Raw genomic sequence first — 19,761 nt, 5'->3', positions numbered from 1 at the left:
AAAAAAGGTTGCCACATGGCAACCTCCTCTTCTTATATTACATAAATTCAGCAACAAGCTCATCAAACATTTTCTGATCCATATTTAAATCAGATTTCACTAAAGGCTCTTCACTATAGCCTTTAACAAGTTCTTGATATGATGGTTGCTTAGTATTTTGATAAATTAAACCTGTTACTAAACCGTTATTTTCCATTAAAGTTTGCATAGCCATCATGCGATTAGATGGATCATATCCCTCTACTGTGCTTAGTTTCGTTAAATTCTCTTTAAACCAATCGTAGGTATTTACTTTATTGTAAGTAACACATGGGCTAAATACGTTAATTAATGAAAATCCTTTATGGTTAATACCAGCTTCAATAATTTGTGTTAATTCTTTTAAATCACTCGAAAAGCTTTGCGCCACAAATGTCGCACCAGCTGTTAAAGCCATTTCCATTACATTTAGTGATGGTTCAATTGAACCTTGCGGTGTGCTTTTCGTTTTAAATCCAGCTTCACTACGTGGTGAAGTTTGCCCTTTTGTTAACCCGTAAATTTGGTTATCCATTACGATGTACGTAATATCGATATTACGACGAATAGAATGGATTGTATGTCCCATACCAATCGCAAATCCATCACCATCACCACCTGAAGCGATGACTGTTAAATCACGATTTGCCATTTTTACACCTTGTGCAATCGGAAGGGCACGACCATGAATACTATGCACACCATATGAATTAATATAACCTGAAATACGGCCTGAACAGCCAATACCAGAAATAACAGCAAGTTCATCTGGATTTAAACCAACGTTAGCTGCCGCACGTTGAATTGCAGCTTGCACTGAGAAGTCTCCGCAACCTGGGCACCAGTTTGGCTTTACACTGTTACGAAAGTCCTTAAATGTTGCCATTTAATACAACCCCTTTTTTGCATTCGTTGTAAATCTCTTTCGGCAAGAATGGGTTTCCATCATATTTTAAAAGACTAGAAATTTTCTCACCATTACCAAGATTCATTTTCATAATGTTAGCAAGCTGACCTGTTGCATTGTTTTCTACTACTACAACACGCTTCGCCTTTTTCACAAGTGGATCGATTTCAGCTGTTGGGAACGGGTGAATTAAACGTACATGAGCATGGTTTACTTTCATACCCTCTTGTTCTAAACGCGTCATTGCCTCTTCGATCGCACCACGAGTTGAGTTAAATCCAACAAGCAATACGTCTGCTTCTTCATGCTTAACATTTTTATAAACAGGGGTATTAAACTTCAAGTTTTCCATTTTACGGAAACGTTTGTCCATTTGATCTTTACGGTTTATTGCTGATTCCGATGGTTTTCCAGTTTCATCATGTTCTACACCTGTAACATGGTGAACACCATTTTTCATACCAGGTAAAACACGCGGTGAAACGCCGTCTTCAGTTACTTCATAACGCTTGAAGTATGCTTTATTTTCACGTTCTGGTAATTCCGCTTCTAAATCAAGCTTACCACGACGAATTTCCACTTTATCTAATTTAAGTGGTTCTACTGTTTGTTTTCCTAACGAAAGCTGTAAATCTGTTAAGAAAATAACAGGAACTTGATATTCTTCAGATAAGTTAAATGCTTCTACAATGTCATAGAAAGCTTCTTCAACTGTACTTGGCGCCATTACGATTTTTGGAATTTCACCATGCGTACCGTAAATCATCGCCATTAAGTCAGACTGTTCTTGTTTCGTTGGTAATCCCGTACTTGGACCACCACGTTGTGTATCAACAATTACTAATGGAGTTTCTGTAATACCTGCTAAACCGATTGCTTCCATCATTAATGAAAGACCAGGACCAGCAGATGCAGTTAATGTACGAACACCAGCATAGTTTGCACCGATTGCCATTGTACAAGCTGCGATTTCATCCTCAGTTTGGATTACTGTTCCGCCGACTTTCGGTAATTTTTTAATTAAGTATTCCATAATTTCTGATGCAGGTGTGATTGGGTATGCTGACATAAAACGAGCACCACCAGCTACCGCACCAAATGCGATTGCGTCGTTTCCAATCATAAACATGCGTTTTTTACCATCAGCTTTTTCAAGCTGCATCATGTTTACTTTCTCACCTAGTAATTCTTTCATATATTGAGAGCCGCGTTTAATTGCGTCCATATTCTTTTGAACGACTTGCTCTCCTTTACGACCAAAGATTTCTTCAACAACATCTAAATAAGCTGTTTCGTCTAATCCTAATACTGCACTTGATGCTCCAACAGCAACCATGTTTTTCATTAATGATGTGCCTAATTCTGAAGCAATATCTGTAAACGGTATCACATATAGATTTACATCTGTATTATCAGGTATTGTTGGATTAAATTTCGCATCCGCAACTACAATTCCACCTGGACGTAGTTCGTGGAAGTTAAAATCAATTGTTTCTTGGTCAAAAGCAATTAAAATATCTAAATCATCTGAGATCGCTCGTACTTCTGTTGTACTTACACGAATTTTATTATTTGTATGGCCGCCTTTTATACGTGATGAGAAGTGGCGGTAACCGTATAGGTAATATCCTAATCGGTTTAATGCAATACAGAAGATTTCTCCTGTACTTTCAATTCCTTCACCTTGTTGGCCTCCAACTTTCCATGAAAGTTGACTAATCATCTCCTACACCCCTTTTGGCTGCATTCATTGTAGTGTATTTTTTTACAGTAATAGTTTAGCATTTTTTATGCAAATAAACTACAACGGACGCAAATTATGCCTCTTCTGATTTCCCTGAATCTTTAGTATAAAGCTATTTTGTTTTTCATTCTAGTATTAGGTCTTAAAAAAAGCAATAAAATCAAATGAATTAATTTTAATTATTCTGAATTTTAAACCAAAAACTTAAAAACTCATATGTTCAACAAAATTATCATATAAAAATCTTTCTACAGTAGATGCAGCATAGTATTTATAAAGCTCATTCATGACATTTTCATAATCTCGGTAGGCAGATACATTGACAACCGTATCTACAATCCCATCAAAATCTGAACCAAACCCTATATTGTTTTCTCCACCTAGCGAGCAAATATATTCGATATGTTTTACTATATCTGTTATATTTGCTTGTCTTTCACTTGTTAGAAACTGCGGTACAAAAGTAACACCGATTATGCTATTTCTCTGTATAAGCGCTTTAATTTGTTCGTCATTTAAATTGCGTGGATGCTCACACAGTTTATAACAATTTGAGTGGGATGCAATTGGGTTATTTGCAATTTCTATCACATCCCAAAAACTTCTCTCATTTAAATGTGATAGATCCGTCCATAATTGCAAAGTATTCAACTCTTGTACAACTTGTCTACCAACAGTAGTTAAACCTGCTCCACGCGTCTCTAGCGCCCCATCAGCTAACAAATTCGCATAGTTCCATGTTAATCCGAAAGAACGTACACCTAACCGATAAAACAAACGTAATTTCATCGCTTCTTTGCCAATTGCTTCGCACCCTTCTAACGTTAATAGCGCGCCAACCTCGTCTTGTTTTAATCTATTTATATCCTCTTTCGTTCGGATAAATCTCACACCTGGTAGCGATAGAATTTCATTATAAAAAATATCTATCATTTGTAATGCCGCTTCAAATCGTTTTTCATACGTCACTGTTTCTGGCACATATATTGCAAAACATTGTATACTTCCTTGTCTTTCCTTTAACTGTTGAAATGTAATATGTAATTGCGGATCGTTTTTAAAATTCTTTTTTCCCTTTGCACTCCATAACTGAAAGAGCACATCACAATGAGCATCAAAAATTTTCATTTTCATTCCTCCATTATAAAAACAACCTGTTTGCATACTGCAAACAGGTTGTTTAAACTTAACGAGGTTCTACAATTAATTTTATTGCTGTACGCTCTTCGCCATCAATCATAATATCTGTAAACGCTGGGATACAAATTAGGTCCAAACCACTAGGCGCTACAAACCCTCTTGCAATTGCTACTGCCTTTACCGCTTGGTTTAATGCACCTGCACCAATAGCTTGAATTTCTGCTGTTCCGCGTTCGCGAATAACACCTGCAAGTGCACCAGCTACAGAATTAGGGACCGACGTTGCTTTAACTTTTAATATTTCCATTCCGCGTTTCCTCCTCGTTTCTTTAAAAAGTATTAGCAATTATTTCACTTTAACTTATATTCACGAGGAATGGCGCGTATTCCTGCTAAATTTTCGTAATTTTTCTAAAAAATTAAAATATAATAACTTATCTAAAATTTAACGGAAATTTACTCAAAAAATGGTTGATCGTCATTAATTAAAATGCGCTCAATTTTCTTTGCTTTTCCTGTATTTGGATCCACATCAATTAACACTGCACTTAATTGCGTTCTACCACTTGTTACTTCAAATCGTACCGGTAAGTTCGTTAAAAACTTCTTCAATACTGCTTCTCGGTCCATACCTAAAATTCCATCATATGGCCCTGTCATCCCAACATCTGTAATATATGCCGTTCCGCTTGGTAAAATACGGTTATCCGCTGTAGGGACATGCGTATGCGTACCTACTACTGCTGTAGCACGTCCATCTACATACCAACCTAGCGCTTGTTTTTCACTTGTAGTCTCCGCATGGAAATCAATAAAGATAATATTCGTACGTTTTTTCGCAATATTAATTAATTCATCCACTTTACGGAATGGACAATCAATCGGAGGAAGGAAAGTACGCCCCTGTAAGTTAATAACTGCAACTTCTGTTCCATTACAGTTCACAAAGATAAGTCCTTTTCCTGGAGTTCCTTCTGGGAAGTTAGCTGGTCTTGCAAGATATTTTGCATCATCGATGAATTCAAATACTTCACGATTATCCCAAGCATGGTTTCCAAGTGTAACTGCTTGTGCCCCACACTCTAAAAAGTTTCGATATATTTTTTCTGTAATCCCACGGCCACCTGCTGCATTTTCTCCATTAATGATTGTTACTGTAGGTGTATATTTTTTCTTTAATGCCGGTACGTACTGTTGAATCATACCTCTACCAGGAGATCCTACTACATCCCCAACAAATAATATTCTCATATGTCTTACCCTTTCTATGTACTGCATTTTTTATTGCTATAGCATCAAGTAAATTCCTTATAATATGTTTATTATAAGTTTGTTTCACTTTTATGCTAAATAACTGTCTTTATTTTATCCAATTCCAACACAAAAAAATAAAGTGGTGTTTCACCACTTTATTTTGCGTATTCCACTGCACGTGTTTCACGAATAACAGTTACTTTAATATGTCCTGGGTAATCCAGTTCATTTTCAATACGTTTTCGGATATCACGAGCTAAACGATGAGCTTCTAAGTCATCGATTGTATCTGGTTTTACCAAAATACGAACTTCACGTCCTGCTTGAATTGCAAATGATTTTTCAACGCCTTCATAAGACTCTGAAATCTCTTCTAACTTTTCAAGACGACGAATGTAGTTTTCAAGCGTTTCACTACGAGCTCCCGGTCTTGCAGCTGATAAAGCATCTGCTGCTGCAACTAAAACTGCAATGATAGAAGTTGGTTCTGTGTCACCATGGTGAGATGCGATACTGTTTATAACTACAGGATGCTCTTTATATTTCGTTGCGAGTTCAACACCAATTTCAACGTGGCTACCTTCTACTTCATGGTCAATCGCTTTTCCGATATCATGTAATAGACCAGCACGTCTTGCTAGTTTTTCATCCTCACCAAGCTCTGCTGCCATAAGTCCAGTTAAATATGCAACTTCCATAGAGTGTTTTAAGACGTTTTGTCCATAACTTGTACGGTATTTTAAACGACCTAAAATTTTAATTAAATCTGGGTGTAATCCGTGAACACCCACTTCAAACGTTGTTTGCTCTCCGACTTCGCGAATATACTCGTCCACTTCACGTCTTGATTTTTCGACCATCTCTTCAATACGCGCTGGGTGAATACGTCCGTCCTGTACTAGTTTATCAAGAGCGATACGAGCTGTTTCACGACGAATTGGATCGAATCCAGAAAGAATTACCGCCTCTGGTGTATCATCGATAATTAAGTCAATACCCGTTAACGTTTCTAACGTACGAATATTACGACCTTCACGCCCGATAATACGTCCCTTCATTTCGTCATTTGGAAGATTTACAACCGAAACGGTTGTTTCAGCAACATGATCAGCTGCACATCTTTGCATTGCAAGAGATAAAATCTCTTTTGCTTTCTTATCCGCTTCTTCTTTCGCGCGAACTTCACTTTCTTTTACCATAACAGCGATTTCATGAGAAACTTCATTTTCTACTTTACCAAGAATAATTGCTTTCGCTTGTTCGCGTGTCAGATTGGAAATGCGCTCTAATTCTGTTTGTTGCTTTTGAACTAACTCTCCCACTTTGCTTTCCAACTCTTCAATCTGTTGTTGTCTCGCTACAAGAGATTCCTCTTTCTTCTCTAACTGCTGCTCGCGTTTATCGAGCGTTTCGTCTTTACGATCAAGGTTCTCTTCTTTTTGCATTAAACGATTTTCTTGTTTTTGTAATTCGCTTCTACGGTCACGAATTTCTAATTCAGCTTCTGTACGAAGTGTATGAATTTCATCCTTTGCTTCTAAAAGCGCTTCTTTCTTAAGTGCTTCAGCCTCACGATTCGCTTCGTCTAAAATACGTTTCGCTTCATTAGCCGCACCATTAATCTTCGCTTCAGCAATAGACTTTCGAACAAAAAAGCCAACAACTGCACCGACTGTTGTTGCAAGCAAAATGGAGATGAGTATCCAAACTGTACTACTCATGATTTCACCTCCCCTTGCTATGAATGAAAAAAGACTGTCGGCATGTACATTAAATTACAATATACAGCAAAGACCGTCGTCCCGCTTTTTTAAGGGACTTTCTTCATTTCACAATTAAAATGTCATATTATTATTTCGGTAAGATTTAAACCTTACTCCGAATATTACTTCTCTTCTTGAGAAGAGTATATCGTATATAAGAAAAAATATACATTCTCATTGTATCTATCGTAATTTTCATTGTCAAGCGTTGTCTACTTTTACTTTCTTTACCTTCAGTCCTTAATGTTATCTGAATTTGAAAAATTGATAGCATACTATCCTGGAAAACCTTAGTAAATACCATTTTATTCCCTTAAAACGTATGAATATTCCTCTTTACACATCCCATTTGAGTCAAAAAAATATTTTAACCACTACGATAGATACCCCTTTAATAGAAGGTAAAAAAATAAAAGACACGGGACCCGTGTCTTTTATTTTTTAATCTTGAAGAGTTGCATCTTCCGTGTCTTCCACACCAGAATCTTCACCAATTCCGTGATGATCACGAACAAAGAAGGCAATTTCCTCTCTTAAGTCCGTATTCTCTTTTAAGAATTGCTTCGAATTTTCACGACCTTGTCCTAAACGTTCTTCATTATAAGAATACCAAGCACCGCTCTTTTGAACGATATCAAGCTCAGAAGCCATATCCAAGATTTCACCCTCTCTTGAAATACCTTCTCCGTACATAATATCAACTTCAGCAACACGGAATGGTGGCGCTACTTTATTTTTCACTACTTTTACTTTTGTTTTATTACCAACGATGTCGTTACCTTGCTTTAATTGCTCCGCACGACGCACTTCAAGACGGACAGTTGAATAGAATTTCAACGCACGACCACCTGGAGTTGTTTCTGGGTTTCCGAACATAACCCCAACTTTTTCACGAATTTGGTTAATAAAGATTGCAATTGTTTTTGATTTGTTGATTGCTCCTGAAAGCTTACGAAGTGCTTGTGACATTAAACGTGCTTGTAAACCTACGTGTGAGTCACCCATGTCGCCTTCAATCTCTGCTTTCGGTACAAGAGCTGCTACAGAGTCAATTACGATAATGTCAACCGCACCACTTCGTACAAGAGCTTCCGCGATTTCTAATCCTTGCTCCCCTGTATCAGGCTGTGATAATAGTAATTCATCTATGTTAACGCCTAATTTTTGTGCATATACAGGATCCATTGCGTGCTCCGCATCGATGAATGCTGCTTGTCCACCTTGACGTTGTACTTCTGCAATTGCATGTAATGAAACTGTCGTTTTACCTGAACTTTCAGGTCCGTAAATTTCGATAATACGGCCACGTGGGTATCCGCCTACCCCTAATGCCACATCAAGTGCTAAAGAACCACTTGAAATTGTAGAAATTCTACGTTCCGCTTGTTCTCCTAATTTCATAATTGAACCTTTACCAAATTGCTTCTCTATTTGTTTTAACGCCATATCTAATGCCGCTTGACGATCACTCATTCAAAATTCCTCCTTAACTGAATTGCTAATCTTATTATACCTATTTTCAATTCAATTTGCCAACAAAAATCGAACATTTATTCGATTTTTTTATTTTCCATTACATAAATACGTAATTTAACTATAAAAAAAGCTAGAAGAAACTTATATCTCTTCTAGCTTTTTATATAAATGATAAAATCCATATTTTGTCGAGCGTTCTCTAATTTGTTGACGACTTCCACTTAAATTAAGAGGAAAAACTGCAGTTTGTTCACCTTTAATCGCCAATCCAACAAATACTGTTCCTGGCTCTTTCTGTTCTGAAGCATCTGGCCCTGCTACCCCAGTGAAACTAATTCCGATATCCGCTTTTAATAAATCCTTAACATTTTCAGCAAGATAACGAGCACATTCTTTACTAACTGCACCATCAGTATGCAACACTTCTTCAGGCACACGCAATACATGTTGCTTCACATCATTATGATAACAAATGACACCGCCTTTAAATACAGAAGAAACACCAGCATTTTCAGTTACTTGATTTCCAAAAAGACCACCTGTTAAACTTTCTGCACATGCTAAAGTTAACCCTTTTCTCTTCAATAACTCGATTGCCTTATAATGCAAAAATTCTTGGTCATATCCGTAGAAAAATTCTCCTACCCTTTCTAAAATCAAATCTTCCACATGTTGAATTAGTTTCTCCGCTTCGCTAACATTTTGATGCTTAGCGGTTAAACGTAATGTCACTTCTCCATCATTTGCTAGCGGGGCGATTGTTGGGTTTGTTTGTCCATCAATTAAATCTTGAACTTTCACCTCTAATTGGGACTCCCCGATACCGAAGAAACGAAGCACACGGGAATAAATGTTTTCTCCTGTTGTAAAATTACGTAAAAAAGGCTCCACGTAACTTACATACATTGGTTTCATTTCTTTTGGCGGCCCTGGTAATAAAATATAAACTTTTCCGTTCTTATTTACCCCCATACCAGGCGCCATACCGTGGTCATTTGCAAATACTGTTGCTCCATTTAAGACGAGCGCTTGCTTTTTATTATTCTCCGTAAATTCACGGCCTGTACGCTTAAAGTAATTACTTATTAAGGCTAATGCCTTTTCATCATACACAAGCGCTTCATCTAAACTAGCCGCTATCGTTTCTTTCGTTAAATCATCTTTTGTCGGTCCTAATCCACCTGTAAAAATAAGTATATCAGCACGTTCTTCCGCAGCTTCAATCGCCTTTTGCAGTCGCTTATTATTATCACCAACAACAGTATGATAGTACACGTTAATTCCAATTGAAGCTAACTTTTCAGATAAAAACTGGGCATTTGTATTTGCAATTTGTCCAAGTAATAATTCAGTTCCAACCGCAATAATCTCAGCATTCATCCTAATTCCCCCATAAACTTCTATTTTGAGTTTACAAAAGCAGCTCTATTTTTCCAGAAATAATCCCATCCTGAAATAACAGTAAAGATTAATGCAATCCATATGAAGATATCAGCAACTGGAATATGGATTAAATTTAAAGGTACATCGTGTAATAAATATGCTGCAATCGCAATAATTTGTGTCCATGTCTTAATTTTCCCTAGCTGATTTGCCGCAACTACTTCCCCTGTTCCAGCAAGTACAAGACGTAAACCTGTTACAGCAAACTCACGACTGATAATTACAATAACAATCCAAGCCGGTACATATTGCATCTCTACCAATGTAATAAGTGCTGCTGAAACAAGTAATTTATCAGCTAATGGGTCAAGAAACTTTCCTAAATTCGTTACAAGATTATACTTTCTTGCGTAATGTCCATCAATCCAATCTGTAGCTGAAGCAATGATAAAGATAAGTGCCCCTACTAAATGTTGAATTGGCAAATCAACATCACCAATTTTGTATGAACCCCAATCAAAGGGCGCTAACATAATTACCATAAAAATTGGAATTAAGAAGATTCTAGATATTGTAATTTTATTTGGTAAATTCACAGCTATTCCTCCATCATATCAAAAACATTTGTTCATCGAAAAAAAAGTCATCGAAGCGATGACTGTTATTGTGCAGGTTGCTCTATCCCTTGGTTTTTAATCACCAATCTTTGGTGATATTCTTTTTGTGGATCTAACGGGAAAGCAAGCACTTGGCCATTCAGTTTAATTTCAACATTCGGTGCACTTCCAATATTAAGTCGTACTTCTTTTAATGTTGATACATCGCGTTTCTCTGTTTGACCGCTTTGTACTGTAGTGTTTAGAATTTCATTACCCGCATCATCCTTAACATCTACATAACTTGCACCCTTCGCTGAAATTTCCAATTCTAACGTTTTATTATTATGAATTTCCAAAGTAGATACCTTACCAGTTGTTCCAACTACTTTCACTTCTTGCTGTCCAGTTGGTGGTGCTGGCTGCTCCTCTTTCTTTGGTTCTTCTTTCTTTAGTTCTTCTTTCTTTGGCTCTTCTTTCTTTGGCTCTTCCGCTTTCTTCGTATCTAACGGAGAATCTTTCGCTTTTTGAACTTCAATTTTCTCACTTTGAGCACTCGGAACTTTTTCATCATCTTTTCCAGTTAACGCTTGAAACACAAACCAGATTACGACTCCAACCGCGATTACTAACAGCGCAACTAAGATTTTCGGCATGTGATCTGCAACTGGCCATGATGAAGATTTTTGCATTGTTTCTTGTGTTTTTTGTCCCGTTGATACTTGTGGAACTTCACGCCTTTCAGATTGTGGTATCGTACTCTGATGTTCTACAAGCAGTTCCTCTCCATTTAATCCAACAGCATCTGCGTATTGTTTAATGAATGCACGCGCATAAAAAGCTCCTGGCAATACATCATAATTGCCTTCTTCAATTGCCACTAGATGGCGTTTTTGAATTTTTGTAATTTCATGCAGCTGATCAATAGACAAGCCTTTCGCTTCTCTTGCTTCTTTCAGCTTTTGTCCCAATTCCGTCACTACTAACACCTCAATATTTCTTTAAAAGTCAAACATAGAGAAATTATTTTGCGTACCTTGCTCAATTTCATCTACTAAATTATATTGAATTTCTTCATCATAATCGTTACGCAACTCGATAATATAATCAAAATCATCCAATGTGTATTCTGACTGACTCACAAATACATCAGGATGTTCCACAACTTTCGTTGCAGGCAATCTCATAATTTCACGAACGAGCTGCCAATGTCTTTCGTTGGCACGCTTCGTTGACACAATTCCATCTAGGATGAAAATATTGTCATCGCTATACTCATCTTCAATTAATTGACTACGAACAGTTTGCTTAATAAGAGTAGATGATACAAATAACCACCTTTTATTTGCACAAACACTTGCAGCAACAATGGATTCTGTTTTTCCGACACGAGGCATTCCGCGTATCCCAATTAGTTTATGGCCTTCTTTTTTCATAATTTCTGCCATAAAGTCTACAAGTAAGCCTAATTCATCACGCACAAATCGAAATGTTTTCTTATCATCTGCATCTCGTTGTATGTACCTACCATGCCTAACCGCTAGCTTATCTCTTAGCTTGGGCGGACGATATTTCGTTACCGTTATGTTATCCATCGTATTTAAAATTGATTCAAGTCTAGAGATTTGCTCTTGATTATCACACATAAGAAGTAACCCACGTCGTGCATTATCTACACCATTAATTGTGACAATATTAATGCCGAGCATACCGATTAACGAAGAAACGTCACCAAGCAAGCCAGGTCGGTTTTTATGTATTTCATATTCAAAATACCATTCAATCATCCAAGATCACTCCCCTTGCTTACTTTACACCTACGTACTATATTATATGATTTCACCTTAATAGGGAAGCTAAATGTATAATCTATCCTGTGTAATTATTATACAAAAAAAGTAGAGAGGAGAATCTCCTCTCTACTTTTACTTATGTTGTACAAACTTAACCATTAAGTTTGCAATTGTATGTTGCTCCTGTTCATCAGCAACTTTCCAAAGCTCAGCTAATAATTTCTCTTGGTCATTGCGCCCTTCTACTTCATTAGCAAGGTAGTCGCCAACACGAAATGCCATATCTGATACCGCACCGCCGTCTAAACCTTTTCCTTGCGCTTGCTCTAAACGATCTCCTAAAAAGCTCTTCCACTGATCAAAATTATCTAATACTGACATAATTAAGCACCTCACTATTGAGTAATAAAATCATCCTTAATTTGTGCAACTGTTCATTTTTTATGTAAGAAATTTTTAGCAGTGCCAACCGCCATTCACTCCGATGATTTGTCCAGTTATGTATGATGCTCCTGGTGATACGAGGAATGAAACTGTTTTTGCTACTTCTTCTGGTAATCCTATTCTACCTAATGGTATATCTTCAGCAATTCCCATTTTATCTTCTTCAGAAAAAACACTTAACATTTCCGTTTCAATTGCTCCTGGTGCTACTGCATTCACACGTAATCCACTTAAAGAAACTTCTTTCGCTAAAGCTTTCACATATGAATTTTGCGCCCCTTTTACCATTGAATACAGCACTTCACAAGAAGCCCCTATTTGTCCCCATATAGATGAAATAATTACAATATTACCACTTCTCCTCCCGATCATAGGCGGAAGTGCCATTGAAAGTAATTTATATACGTTCTTCACTTGAAGTTCTACCATATAACCCAATTCTTCGTTTGTTACATCTGTTACTAGTCCAAAAATACTCTTCCCAGCTGCGTATACAATAACATCAATAGGGTGTTCAATTTGTCCCCACAATTGCTCTGCTCCATCACTAGAAGCCAAATTCGCTTGAACAGGGATAACTTCTCCCCATGCTTTCTGCAATTCCAATACCTTTCCTTCACTGTTATTGTAATGAACATAAACTGTATATCCATCTTGAATTAATTGTTTCGAAATAGCAGAGCCAATCCCTCCGCTCCCTCCAGTTACTAACGCATACTTTTTCATAAATTCCCTCTCTTATCTCTACAAGTTCAATTTTCACACAACTAAATAATACCCTCATCTTACAATTTTTCAATGATAAGATGAGGGTATCTTTAAAATGTTATTTTTTCGGTAACACCTGACAAACACTCATTTTTTCTTCTGATAACAATAATTTTGCTACTTCTTGTAAGTCTTGAACCGTCAGCCCTTCTAATACAGTCAATGCATCAAATAGACTAGATTCATTAAACGCATATCGTGTAAATTGATTTGCAATATATTCTGGTGAATTCAACGAGCGTAAAAAACCACCAATTTTCTTTTTCTTCACTCGTTCTAATGCCGCCGCATCTAATTGATCATAATCTGTTTTGAATAAAATATCTTTTAAACGATCTGCCAATTCATCAGGTTGTTTCGTATCACCACCAACCATTGCAAAACCGAAGTTATTTTCTTCTGTATAGTCATACGAGAATGAATCATCAATAAGTCCTTCATTATATAAAGCTTCGTAATGAACAGAACTTTTTCCAAATAAATAATCTAAGAGTAACGTAAGCGCAATTTCTTGTTTTAAAAGCGCTTGCCCCTTTTCTTTTAAATTAGTCGCTTTAATACCAACTAAACATTTCGGTGTTTGCACAGGCATTGAAATAATTTTTTTCTTTTCATTTACCTCATTTGGTTCCTCTTCAAATGAACGCACAATTTCTGGCTGGTTTTTATAATCTTTTTCCGCTTGATTTTCACGTACTAAATCCATTGTTTTCTCTGGATCAATTGCACCCACAACAAATAATAACATATTGCTCGGATGATAAAATGTTTCATAACATTCATATAATAAATCTTTCGTAATTTTACTAATAGATTCGATTGTGCCTGCAATATCAATTTTAATTGGGTGTTTTACAAACAAGCTATCAATTAACCCAAAGTACAAACGCCAATCTGGGTTATCTTGATACATTTGAATTTCTTGCCCAATAATCCCCTTCTCTTTTTCAACTGTTTTTTCAGAGAAATAAGGCTCTTGCACGAAGTTTAGCAATGTATTTAAATTTTGTTCTACGTTTGAAGTACATGAAAAAAGGTAAGCTGTTCGTGTGAAGGATGTAAAAGCATTTGCCGATGCTCCTTGTTTACTAAACAATTGGAAAGCATCGTGATCTTCTTTTTCAAATAATTTATGCTCAAGAAAATGTGCAATCCCATCAGGCACACGAATCATTTCTTCTTTCCCCAATGGTACAAATGTATTATCTACTGAACCATATTTCGTCGTAAACGTCGCAAATGTTTTATTAAATCCTTGTTTCGGTAAAACATATACATCTAATCCATTAGGAAGTTTTTCATAATAGAGTGTTTCTTTTAATTGCTCATAAACAATTTTTTCCATTTACTCTCCCTCCGTTCCTTGTAAAAAGTAAATTGTATCTAGTTCAATATTTTTAGCTACTTTTACAATTTCTTCTTTTGTTACACTTTCTATACCTGTAAGCCATTCTTCAACTGGACGTGTACGATCTGAAATAATACCATGATATAGCATTTCTACAAATCCACGCGGTGTATCAATCGCCTCTAATATTTGATTTTGGATGACACTTTTTGTTTGATGTATTTCTTCTTCAGAAAACTCTCCGTTTTGCATCGCAAGCATTTGTTCTTTAATAATCTCAACTGCTTTTTCATAATTTTTCGCTTCGATTCCTGACATAACAAATAATAAACCTTTATGACTTTCAAAGCGCGATGCTGCATAGTACGCTAAACTATTTTTTTCACGCACATTTACGAATAACTTCGAATGAGAAAAACCACCAAACAATCCATTGAACAATTGCAATGCAAAATAATCTTCATCTTTATATGTGACAAATGTACGATAACCGATGTGTAATTTACTTTGTTTTAATTCTTGTTTTTCAACAACTTCTTTTTCTTCATTATTTCGTCTATGAAGGAGTACATTTCTTTCTCTCACTGGACGAGCTGAAATAGAAAAATACTTACTTACAAGATCAACGGCGTTTTCTGAAATATCACCAATAATATATAGATCCATCTCATCTTCCGCTAACACCTTTTGATAATATTGATACAGACTTTCATTTGTAATAGAAGCAACACTCTCTTTTTTTCCATTTGCACTTAAACGATACGGTTCTACTTTGCACATTTCTTCAATTAAACGCTCGTTTGCATAACGCATTTTATCATCATAAGTAGCTTCAATTCTCTGTAACAGTGCTCTTTTTTCACTTTCTACGATAGAAGATAGGAAACCGTTCCCCTCGGTTGCTGGATGTAACACAATATCAGACAACATAGAAAGCGCTTTTTCAAATAACGGTGGTGCATCATGTAAATAAACTTCATTTGCAATGTCTACATAAATGGAGATAATATGGTCTTCCCCTTTTTTACTTACATCTACCGCTAAAGAAGACCCGTATAATTCTTCTAAATATTGACGAAGACGAATTACAGAAGGTAATTTTTCTGTGGCACTTTGCAATACGTATGGCAATAGGGCACGCTCTGTCACCGTCTCCTCATTTAAAGGCGCTTTAAAACGAAATACAAAGGTATTCGTTTTATATTTATCAGTCGGAATAATATGTACGCGCAAACCACCTAACTCATGTAGTTGTTGTTCCATTAGTTTCATTTATAGCCCTCCTTTACGTATATAGGAATATTCCTCTTCAATATACAGTTTTTAGAAATAAAAAATCAACTTTTCTCCCTTATTATGCTTACATATGATTCTTTCTAAAAACTTTAATATGTAAGGAACATAGTAAAATTCCGTATTAAATATATTCTATGTAAAAAAGCCCACACTAATGTGCGAGCTTTTTTATACTTATAAAATACTTATCGTTTTCCTTTTTCATAAGGAGTTCCTAATGCTTTCGGAGCTTCAGAACGACCTACAAAACCAACAAGCGCTAATATTGTGAATACATATGGTAATATCGTTAATAAAACACTTGGAATTTGATCTAATACAGGAATTGTTCCGCCCGTTACACTAAGAGATTGCGCAAAACCAAAGAATAGAGCTGCACCTAGTGCGCCTAGTGGATTCCACTTTCCAAAAATCATAGCAGCTAAAGCTAAGAAACCTTGTCCTGTAATAGTTGCCCCTGAGAAGTTATTAGAAATTGACATTGCAAAAATCGCTCCACCAATTCCAGCAAACACTCCTGAAATACAGACTCCAATATAGCGCATTTTATATACGTTAATCCCCATCGTATCCGCTGCCATTGGGTGTTCACCAACAGCACGTAGACGAAGACCGAACGGTGTTTTATAAATAACATACCAAACAACGAATGCTAAAATAATGGCAATATACGACGTTATTGGTACATTCGAGAAAAATATTTTCCCTAAAACCGGAATATCCGAAAGGCCTGGAATATCAATCTTTTCAATACGATACTGAATAAAGTCAGTCTGCCCTTTATCAAAAATCTTCTTAATTGCAAATACCGTTAAACCAAGAGATAAGAAGTTAATTGCTACACCACTTACAACTTGATCTGCTCGGAATGTAATAGAAGCTACCGCATGAAGTAATGCAAATAATCCACTACCAATTGCCGCAAATAATAACGCAATCCACGGGGTCATCGTTCCCCAAGTATCACCCATTAATAAGTTTGTAACAACTCCAATAAATGCACCAAATAGCATTAGTCCTTCTAATCCGATATTTACAACACCCGATCGTTCACTAAATACTCCACCTAGTGCTGTGAAAATGATAGGTGCCGATGTATATAACGTACCTGTCACAAGAATGGCTAATATATCTAAAAAGCTCATTTATTTCCCCTCCTTGCTCATGCGTGTAAGCGCCCATCTTAACACATAACTACATGCAACAAAGAAGATGATACATGCAATAATTACATTAATAAGCTCTGATGGTACATCTGCCTCAAAGTTCATTTGAGGGGAAGCACTTTTCAAACCACCAAATAATAAAGCTGAAAGGATTATACCAAACGGATTATTCCCTCCAAGTAATGCTACGGCAATCCCATCAAATCCTACTCCTGTAAACGAAGACATCGCGGTCATACTCTGGAATGTTCCTAATCCTTCCATCGCTCCACCAATCCCCGCAAATGCACCAGCAATTGTCATGGAGAATACTACATTACGAGAAACTTTCATACCTGCATATTGAGAAGCATGCTGATTAAATCCTACCGACTTTAATTCGTAGCCTAAAGTTGTTCGATCTAATAAGAACCACATTAAAATAGCGATTAATATTGCTACAATAATTCCCCAGTGAAGACGCGAACCATCAGTAATGCTAGCAAGCCAGTCTGAAGATAGTGATGCACTCTCTTTAATGTCATACGTTTTATCATTACCTTCATGTAAAAAGCGCTTAATGATGTCATATGTTACATATAATGCGATATAGTTCATCATAATTGTTACAATAACCTCATTAACTTGAAACTTTCCTTTTAAATATCCAGGAATGAAGCCCCAAATTCCTCCTACCAATGCTGCGAATAAAATAGATAATGGAATATGAAGGAAAGCTGGTAGTGAAACTGCATAACCGAACCAAACCGCTGCAAGCCAACCAACTAGCAATTGACCCTCTACCCCGATATTAAATAAACCTGTACGAAATGCAAACGCCACTGATAAACCAGCAAGAATAAGCGGTATCATTGTACGAAGCGTTTCACCAATCGCACTTGCGCTACCGAACATCCCTGTCCAAAGTGCACTATAACCTACAATTGGATCATAACCACTAACTAACATTACAATCGCTCCGACAAGTAAGCCAAAAATAACGGATAGTACTGGGACTAAAATATTTATCGTTCGTTCTGTTAAAAGTTTTTTAGCCATTTGTACCCACCTGCTCCTTCTTTGTTCCCCCAGCCATTAACAATCCAAGCTGTTGTTCATTCGTTTCTTTCGCATCAACTATTGCTACAATTTTCCCTTCATAAATAACAGCAATTCGATCGCTAACATTTAAGATTTCATCTAACTCTAGTGATAAAAGTAATACACCTTTCCCTTTATCCCTTTGCTCTATTAATCTCTTATGAATAAATTCAATTGCTCCTACATCTAAACCACGTGTTGGCTGTGCTGCGATTAATAAATCTGGATCACGGTCTACTTCACGTGCAATAATTGCTTTTTGTTGATTTCCCCCAGATAGAGCGCGTGCTAAAGTTTGCTCACTAGGTGTACGTACATCAAACTGTTCAATAAGAGCCTTTGCTTTTTCTGTAATTTTGCTGAAATTTAAAATCCATTTCTTTGAAAACGGATTCTTATAGTACGTTTGCAGAACTATATTATCTCTAACAGAAAAATCAAGGACGAGTCCGTGTTTATGACGATCTTCTGGAATATGACCAATTCCTTCTTCTGTTATTCTTCTAACAGGCCAATTTGTTATTTCTTTCCCTTTAATTGCAATAGAACCTGACTCAACTTTTCGTAAACCAGTAATTGCTTCTATTAATTCACTTTGTCCATTTCCATCAATCCCTGCAATCCCAACAATTTCCCCCGCACGAACAGTTAAGTCAAGGCCTTTTACAGCAGGTAGTTGACGTGCATCGTGAACAACAAGATTTGCAATTGAAAGTACCTCTTCTTTTGGTTTCGCGTCTATTTTTTCTGTTTTAAAATTCACTTGACGTCCGACCATTAATTCTGCAAGTTTATTTTCATCCGTATTTGCAACGTCAACCGTTCCAATTCCTTTTCCTTTACGAATAATCGTACAACGATCGCAAACTTCCATAATTTCTTTCAACTTATGTGTAATAAGAACAATAGATTTTCCTTCTTGCACAAGCTTTTTCATAATTTGAATTAGCTCATGAATTTCTTGTGGTGTTAACACAGCTGTCGGTTCATCAAATATTAAAATTTCTGCACCGCGGTAAAGAGTTTTCAAAATCTCAACACGCTGTTGCATACCCACTGAAATATCCTGTATTTTCGCATATGGATCTACAGCTAAACCGTATTGTTCAGACAGTTTTTGAATTTCTTTAGCAGCTTCCTCAACAGCAATTTTCCCTTTTTTCCTCGGTTCATTTCCGAGAATAATATTCTCTGTAACTGTAAAATTATGAACAAGCATAAAGTGCTGATGAACCATTCCAATACCAAGGTCATTTGCCACATTCGGATTGGTAATATTTACAGACTTTCCTTTAATTTTAATTTCACCTTGTTCTGGTTGGTACAAACCAAATAGTACATTCATCAATGTGGATTTCCCTGCACCATTTTCTCCAAGTAAAGCATGTATCTCACCCTGCTTTACTTGCAGCGTAATATCATCATTCGCTACAATGCCTGGGAATACTTTCGTAATGTTATTCATCTCAATTACGTATTCCATTGTGTTCCTCCTTTTAACAGGGAACATTCCCTATTACACTATTAACTTATTAAGCAATTCGGAAGTTTTATACATACAAAGGTTAGTTCTATGAACTAACCT

At 36.5% G+C, this 19,761-nt stretch carries 18 protein-coding genes; all 18 read right to left on the bottom strand.

Features of this window, described 5'->3' with window-relative positions; translation table 11 throughout:
- Positions 1-37 precede the first annotated feature (37 nt).
- Positions 38-904, bottom strand: coding sequence for a 2-oxoacid:ferredoxin oxidoreductase subunit beta (locus ASE54_RS07845; protein ID WP_000190155.1), 867 nt, complete (start codon positions 902-904; stop codon positions 38-40).
- Positions 891-2,648, bottom strand: a complete 1,758-nt coding sequence (locus tag ASE54_RS07840) for a 2-oxoacid:acceptor oxidoreductase subunit alpha (RefSeq protein ID WP_000625417.1) — start codon at positions 2,646-2,648, stop codon at positions 891-893. The genes ASE54_RS07845 and ASE54_RS07840 overlap by 14 nt, the downstream gene beginning before the upstream one ends.
- 225 nt (positions 2,649-2,873) lie before the next feature.
- Positions 2,874-3,833, bottom strand: coding sequence for a dipeptidase (locus ASE54_RS07835; protein ID WP_003309838.1), 960 nt, complete (start codon positions 3,831-3,833; stop codon positions 2,874-2,876).
- A 22-nt stretch (positions 3,834-3,855) separates the two neighbouring features.
- Positions 3,856-4,116 carry a stage V sporulation protein SpoVS gene (gene spoVS, locus ASE54_RS07830; RefSeq protein WP_000404341.1) on the bottom strand — a complete coding sequence of 87 codons (261 nt, stop codon included), beginning with the start codon at positions 4,114-4,116 and terminating at the stop codon, positions 3,856-3,858.
- 149 nt (positions 4,117-4,265) lie between these two features.
- The gene (locus ASE54_RS07825; protein WP_001221092.1) at positions 4,266-5,060 is read right to left on the bottom strand and encodes a TIGR00282 family metallophosphoesterase; all 795 of its coding nucleotides are present in this window, start codon (positions 5,058-5,060) and stop codon (positions 4,266-4,268) included.
- Positions 5,061-5,218: 158 nt separating this feature from the next.
- On the bottom strand, positions 5,219-6,784 hold the full coding sequence (gene rny / locus ASE54_RS07820) for a ribonuclease Y (RefSeq protein ID WP_000099770.1): 1,566 nt from the start codon (positions 6,782-6,784) through the stop codon (positions 5,219-5,221).
- A 483-nt stretch (positions 6,785-7,267) separates the two neighbouring features.
- A complete protein-coding gene (recA, locus tag ASE54_RS07810) occupies positions 7,268-8,299 on the bottom strand; it encodes a recombinase RecA (protein WP_001283853.1) in 1,032 nt (343 codons plus the stop codon).
- Between the two features lie 144 nt (positions 8,300-8,443).
- Entirely contained in the window at positions 8,444-9,682 is a 1,239-nt protein-coding gene (locus ASE54_RS07805; RefSeq protein ID WP_000990684.1) for a competence/damage-inducible protein A, read from the bottom strand.
- A 20-nt stretch (positions 9,683-9,702) separates the two neighbouring features.
- Positions 9,703-10,281 (bottom strand): CDP-diacylglycerol--glycerol-3-phosphate 3-phosphatidyltransferase, encoded by a 579-nt coding sequence (gene pgsA / locus ASE54_RS07800; RefSeq protein ID WP_001052967.1) that lies wholly within the window; start codon positions 10,279-10,281, stop codon positions 9,703-9,705.
- A gap of 65 nt (positions 10,282-10,346) precedes the next feature.
- On the bottom strand, positions 10,347-11,261 hold the full coding sequence (locus ASE54_RS07795; RefSeq protein WP_000137465.1) for a helix-turn-helix domain-containing protein: 915 nt from the start codon (positions 11,259-11,261) through the stop codon (positions 10,347-10,349).
- A gap of 21 nt (positions 11,262-11,282) precedes the next feature.
- Positions 11,283-12,068, bottom strand: a complete 786-nt coding sequence (locus tag ASE54_RS07790) for a DUF3388 domain-containing protein (protein WP_000574107.1) — start codon at positions 12,066-12,068, stop codon at positions 11,283-11,285.
- Positions 12,069-12,206: 138 nt separating this feature from the next.
- Positions 12,207-12,455, bottom strand: coding sequence for a DUF3243 domain-containing protein (locus ASE54_RS07785; protein WP_000114444.1), 249 nt, complete (start codon positions 12,453-12,455; stop codon positions 12,207-12,209).
- Positions 12,456-12,530: 75 nt separating this feature from the next.
- Positions 12,531-13,244 carry an SDR family oxidoreductase gene (locus tag ASE54_RS07780; protein ID WP_000759625.1) on the bottom strand — a complete coding sequence of 238 codons (714 nt, stop codon included), beginning with the start codon at positions 13,242-13,244 and terminating at the stop codon, positions 12,531-12,533.
- Positions 13,245-13,344: 100 nt separating this feature from the next.
- A complete protein-coding gene (locus tag ASE54_RS07775; protein WP_000411971.1) occupies positions 13,345-14,631 on the bottom strand; it encodes a pitrilysin family protein in 1,287 nt (428 codons plus the stop codon).
- Positions 14,632-15,906, bottom strand: coding sequence for a pitrilysin family protein (locus ASE54_RS07770; protein ID WP_000772416.1), 1,275 nt, complete (start codon positions 15,904-15,906; stop codon positions 14,632-14,634). It lies immediately after the preceding gene.
- A 209-nt stretch (positions 15,907-16,115) separates the two neighbouring features.
- A complete protein-coding gene (locus ASE54_RS07765) occupies positions 16,116-17,075 on the bottom strand; it encodes an ABC transporter permease (protein ID WP_000008857.1) in 960 nt (319 codons plus the stop codon).
- A complete protein-coding gene (locus tag ASE54_RS07760; RefSeq protein ID WP_001085255.1) occupies positions 17,076-18,134 on the bottom strand; it encodes an ABC transporter permease in 1,059 nt (352 codons plus the stop codon).
- Positions 18,127-19,659 (bottom strand): ABC transporter ATP-binding protein, encoded by a 1,533-nt coding sequence (locus ASE54_RS07755; protein WP_000456929.1) that lies wholly within the window; start codon positions 19,657-19,659, stop codon positions 18,127-18,129. The genes ASE54_RS07760 and ASE54_RS07755 overlap by 8 nt, the downstream gene beginning before the upstream one ends.
- Positions 19,660-19,761: the final 102 nt, after the last annotated feature.

It is taken from the genome of Bacillus sp. Root131, from assembly GCF_001429475.1.
Taxonomy (GTDB): domain Bacteria; phylum Bacillota; class Bacilli; order Bacillales; family Bacillaceae_G; genus Bacillus_A; species Bacillus_A thuringiensis_S.
Note: the sequence above shows the minus strand (reverse complement) of the source record. Positions and strands in the feature narration are given on the sequence as shown.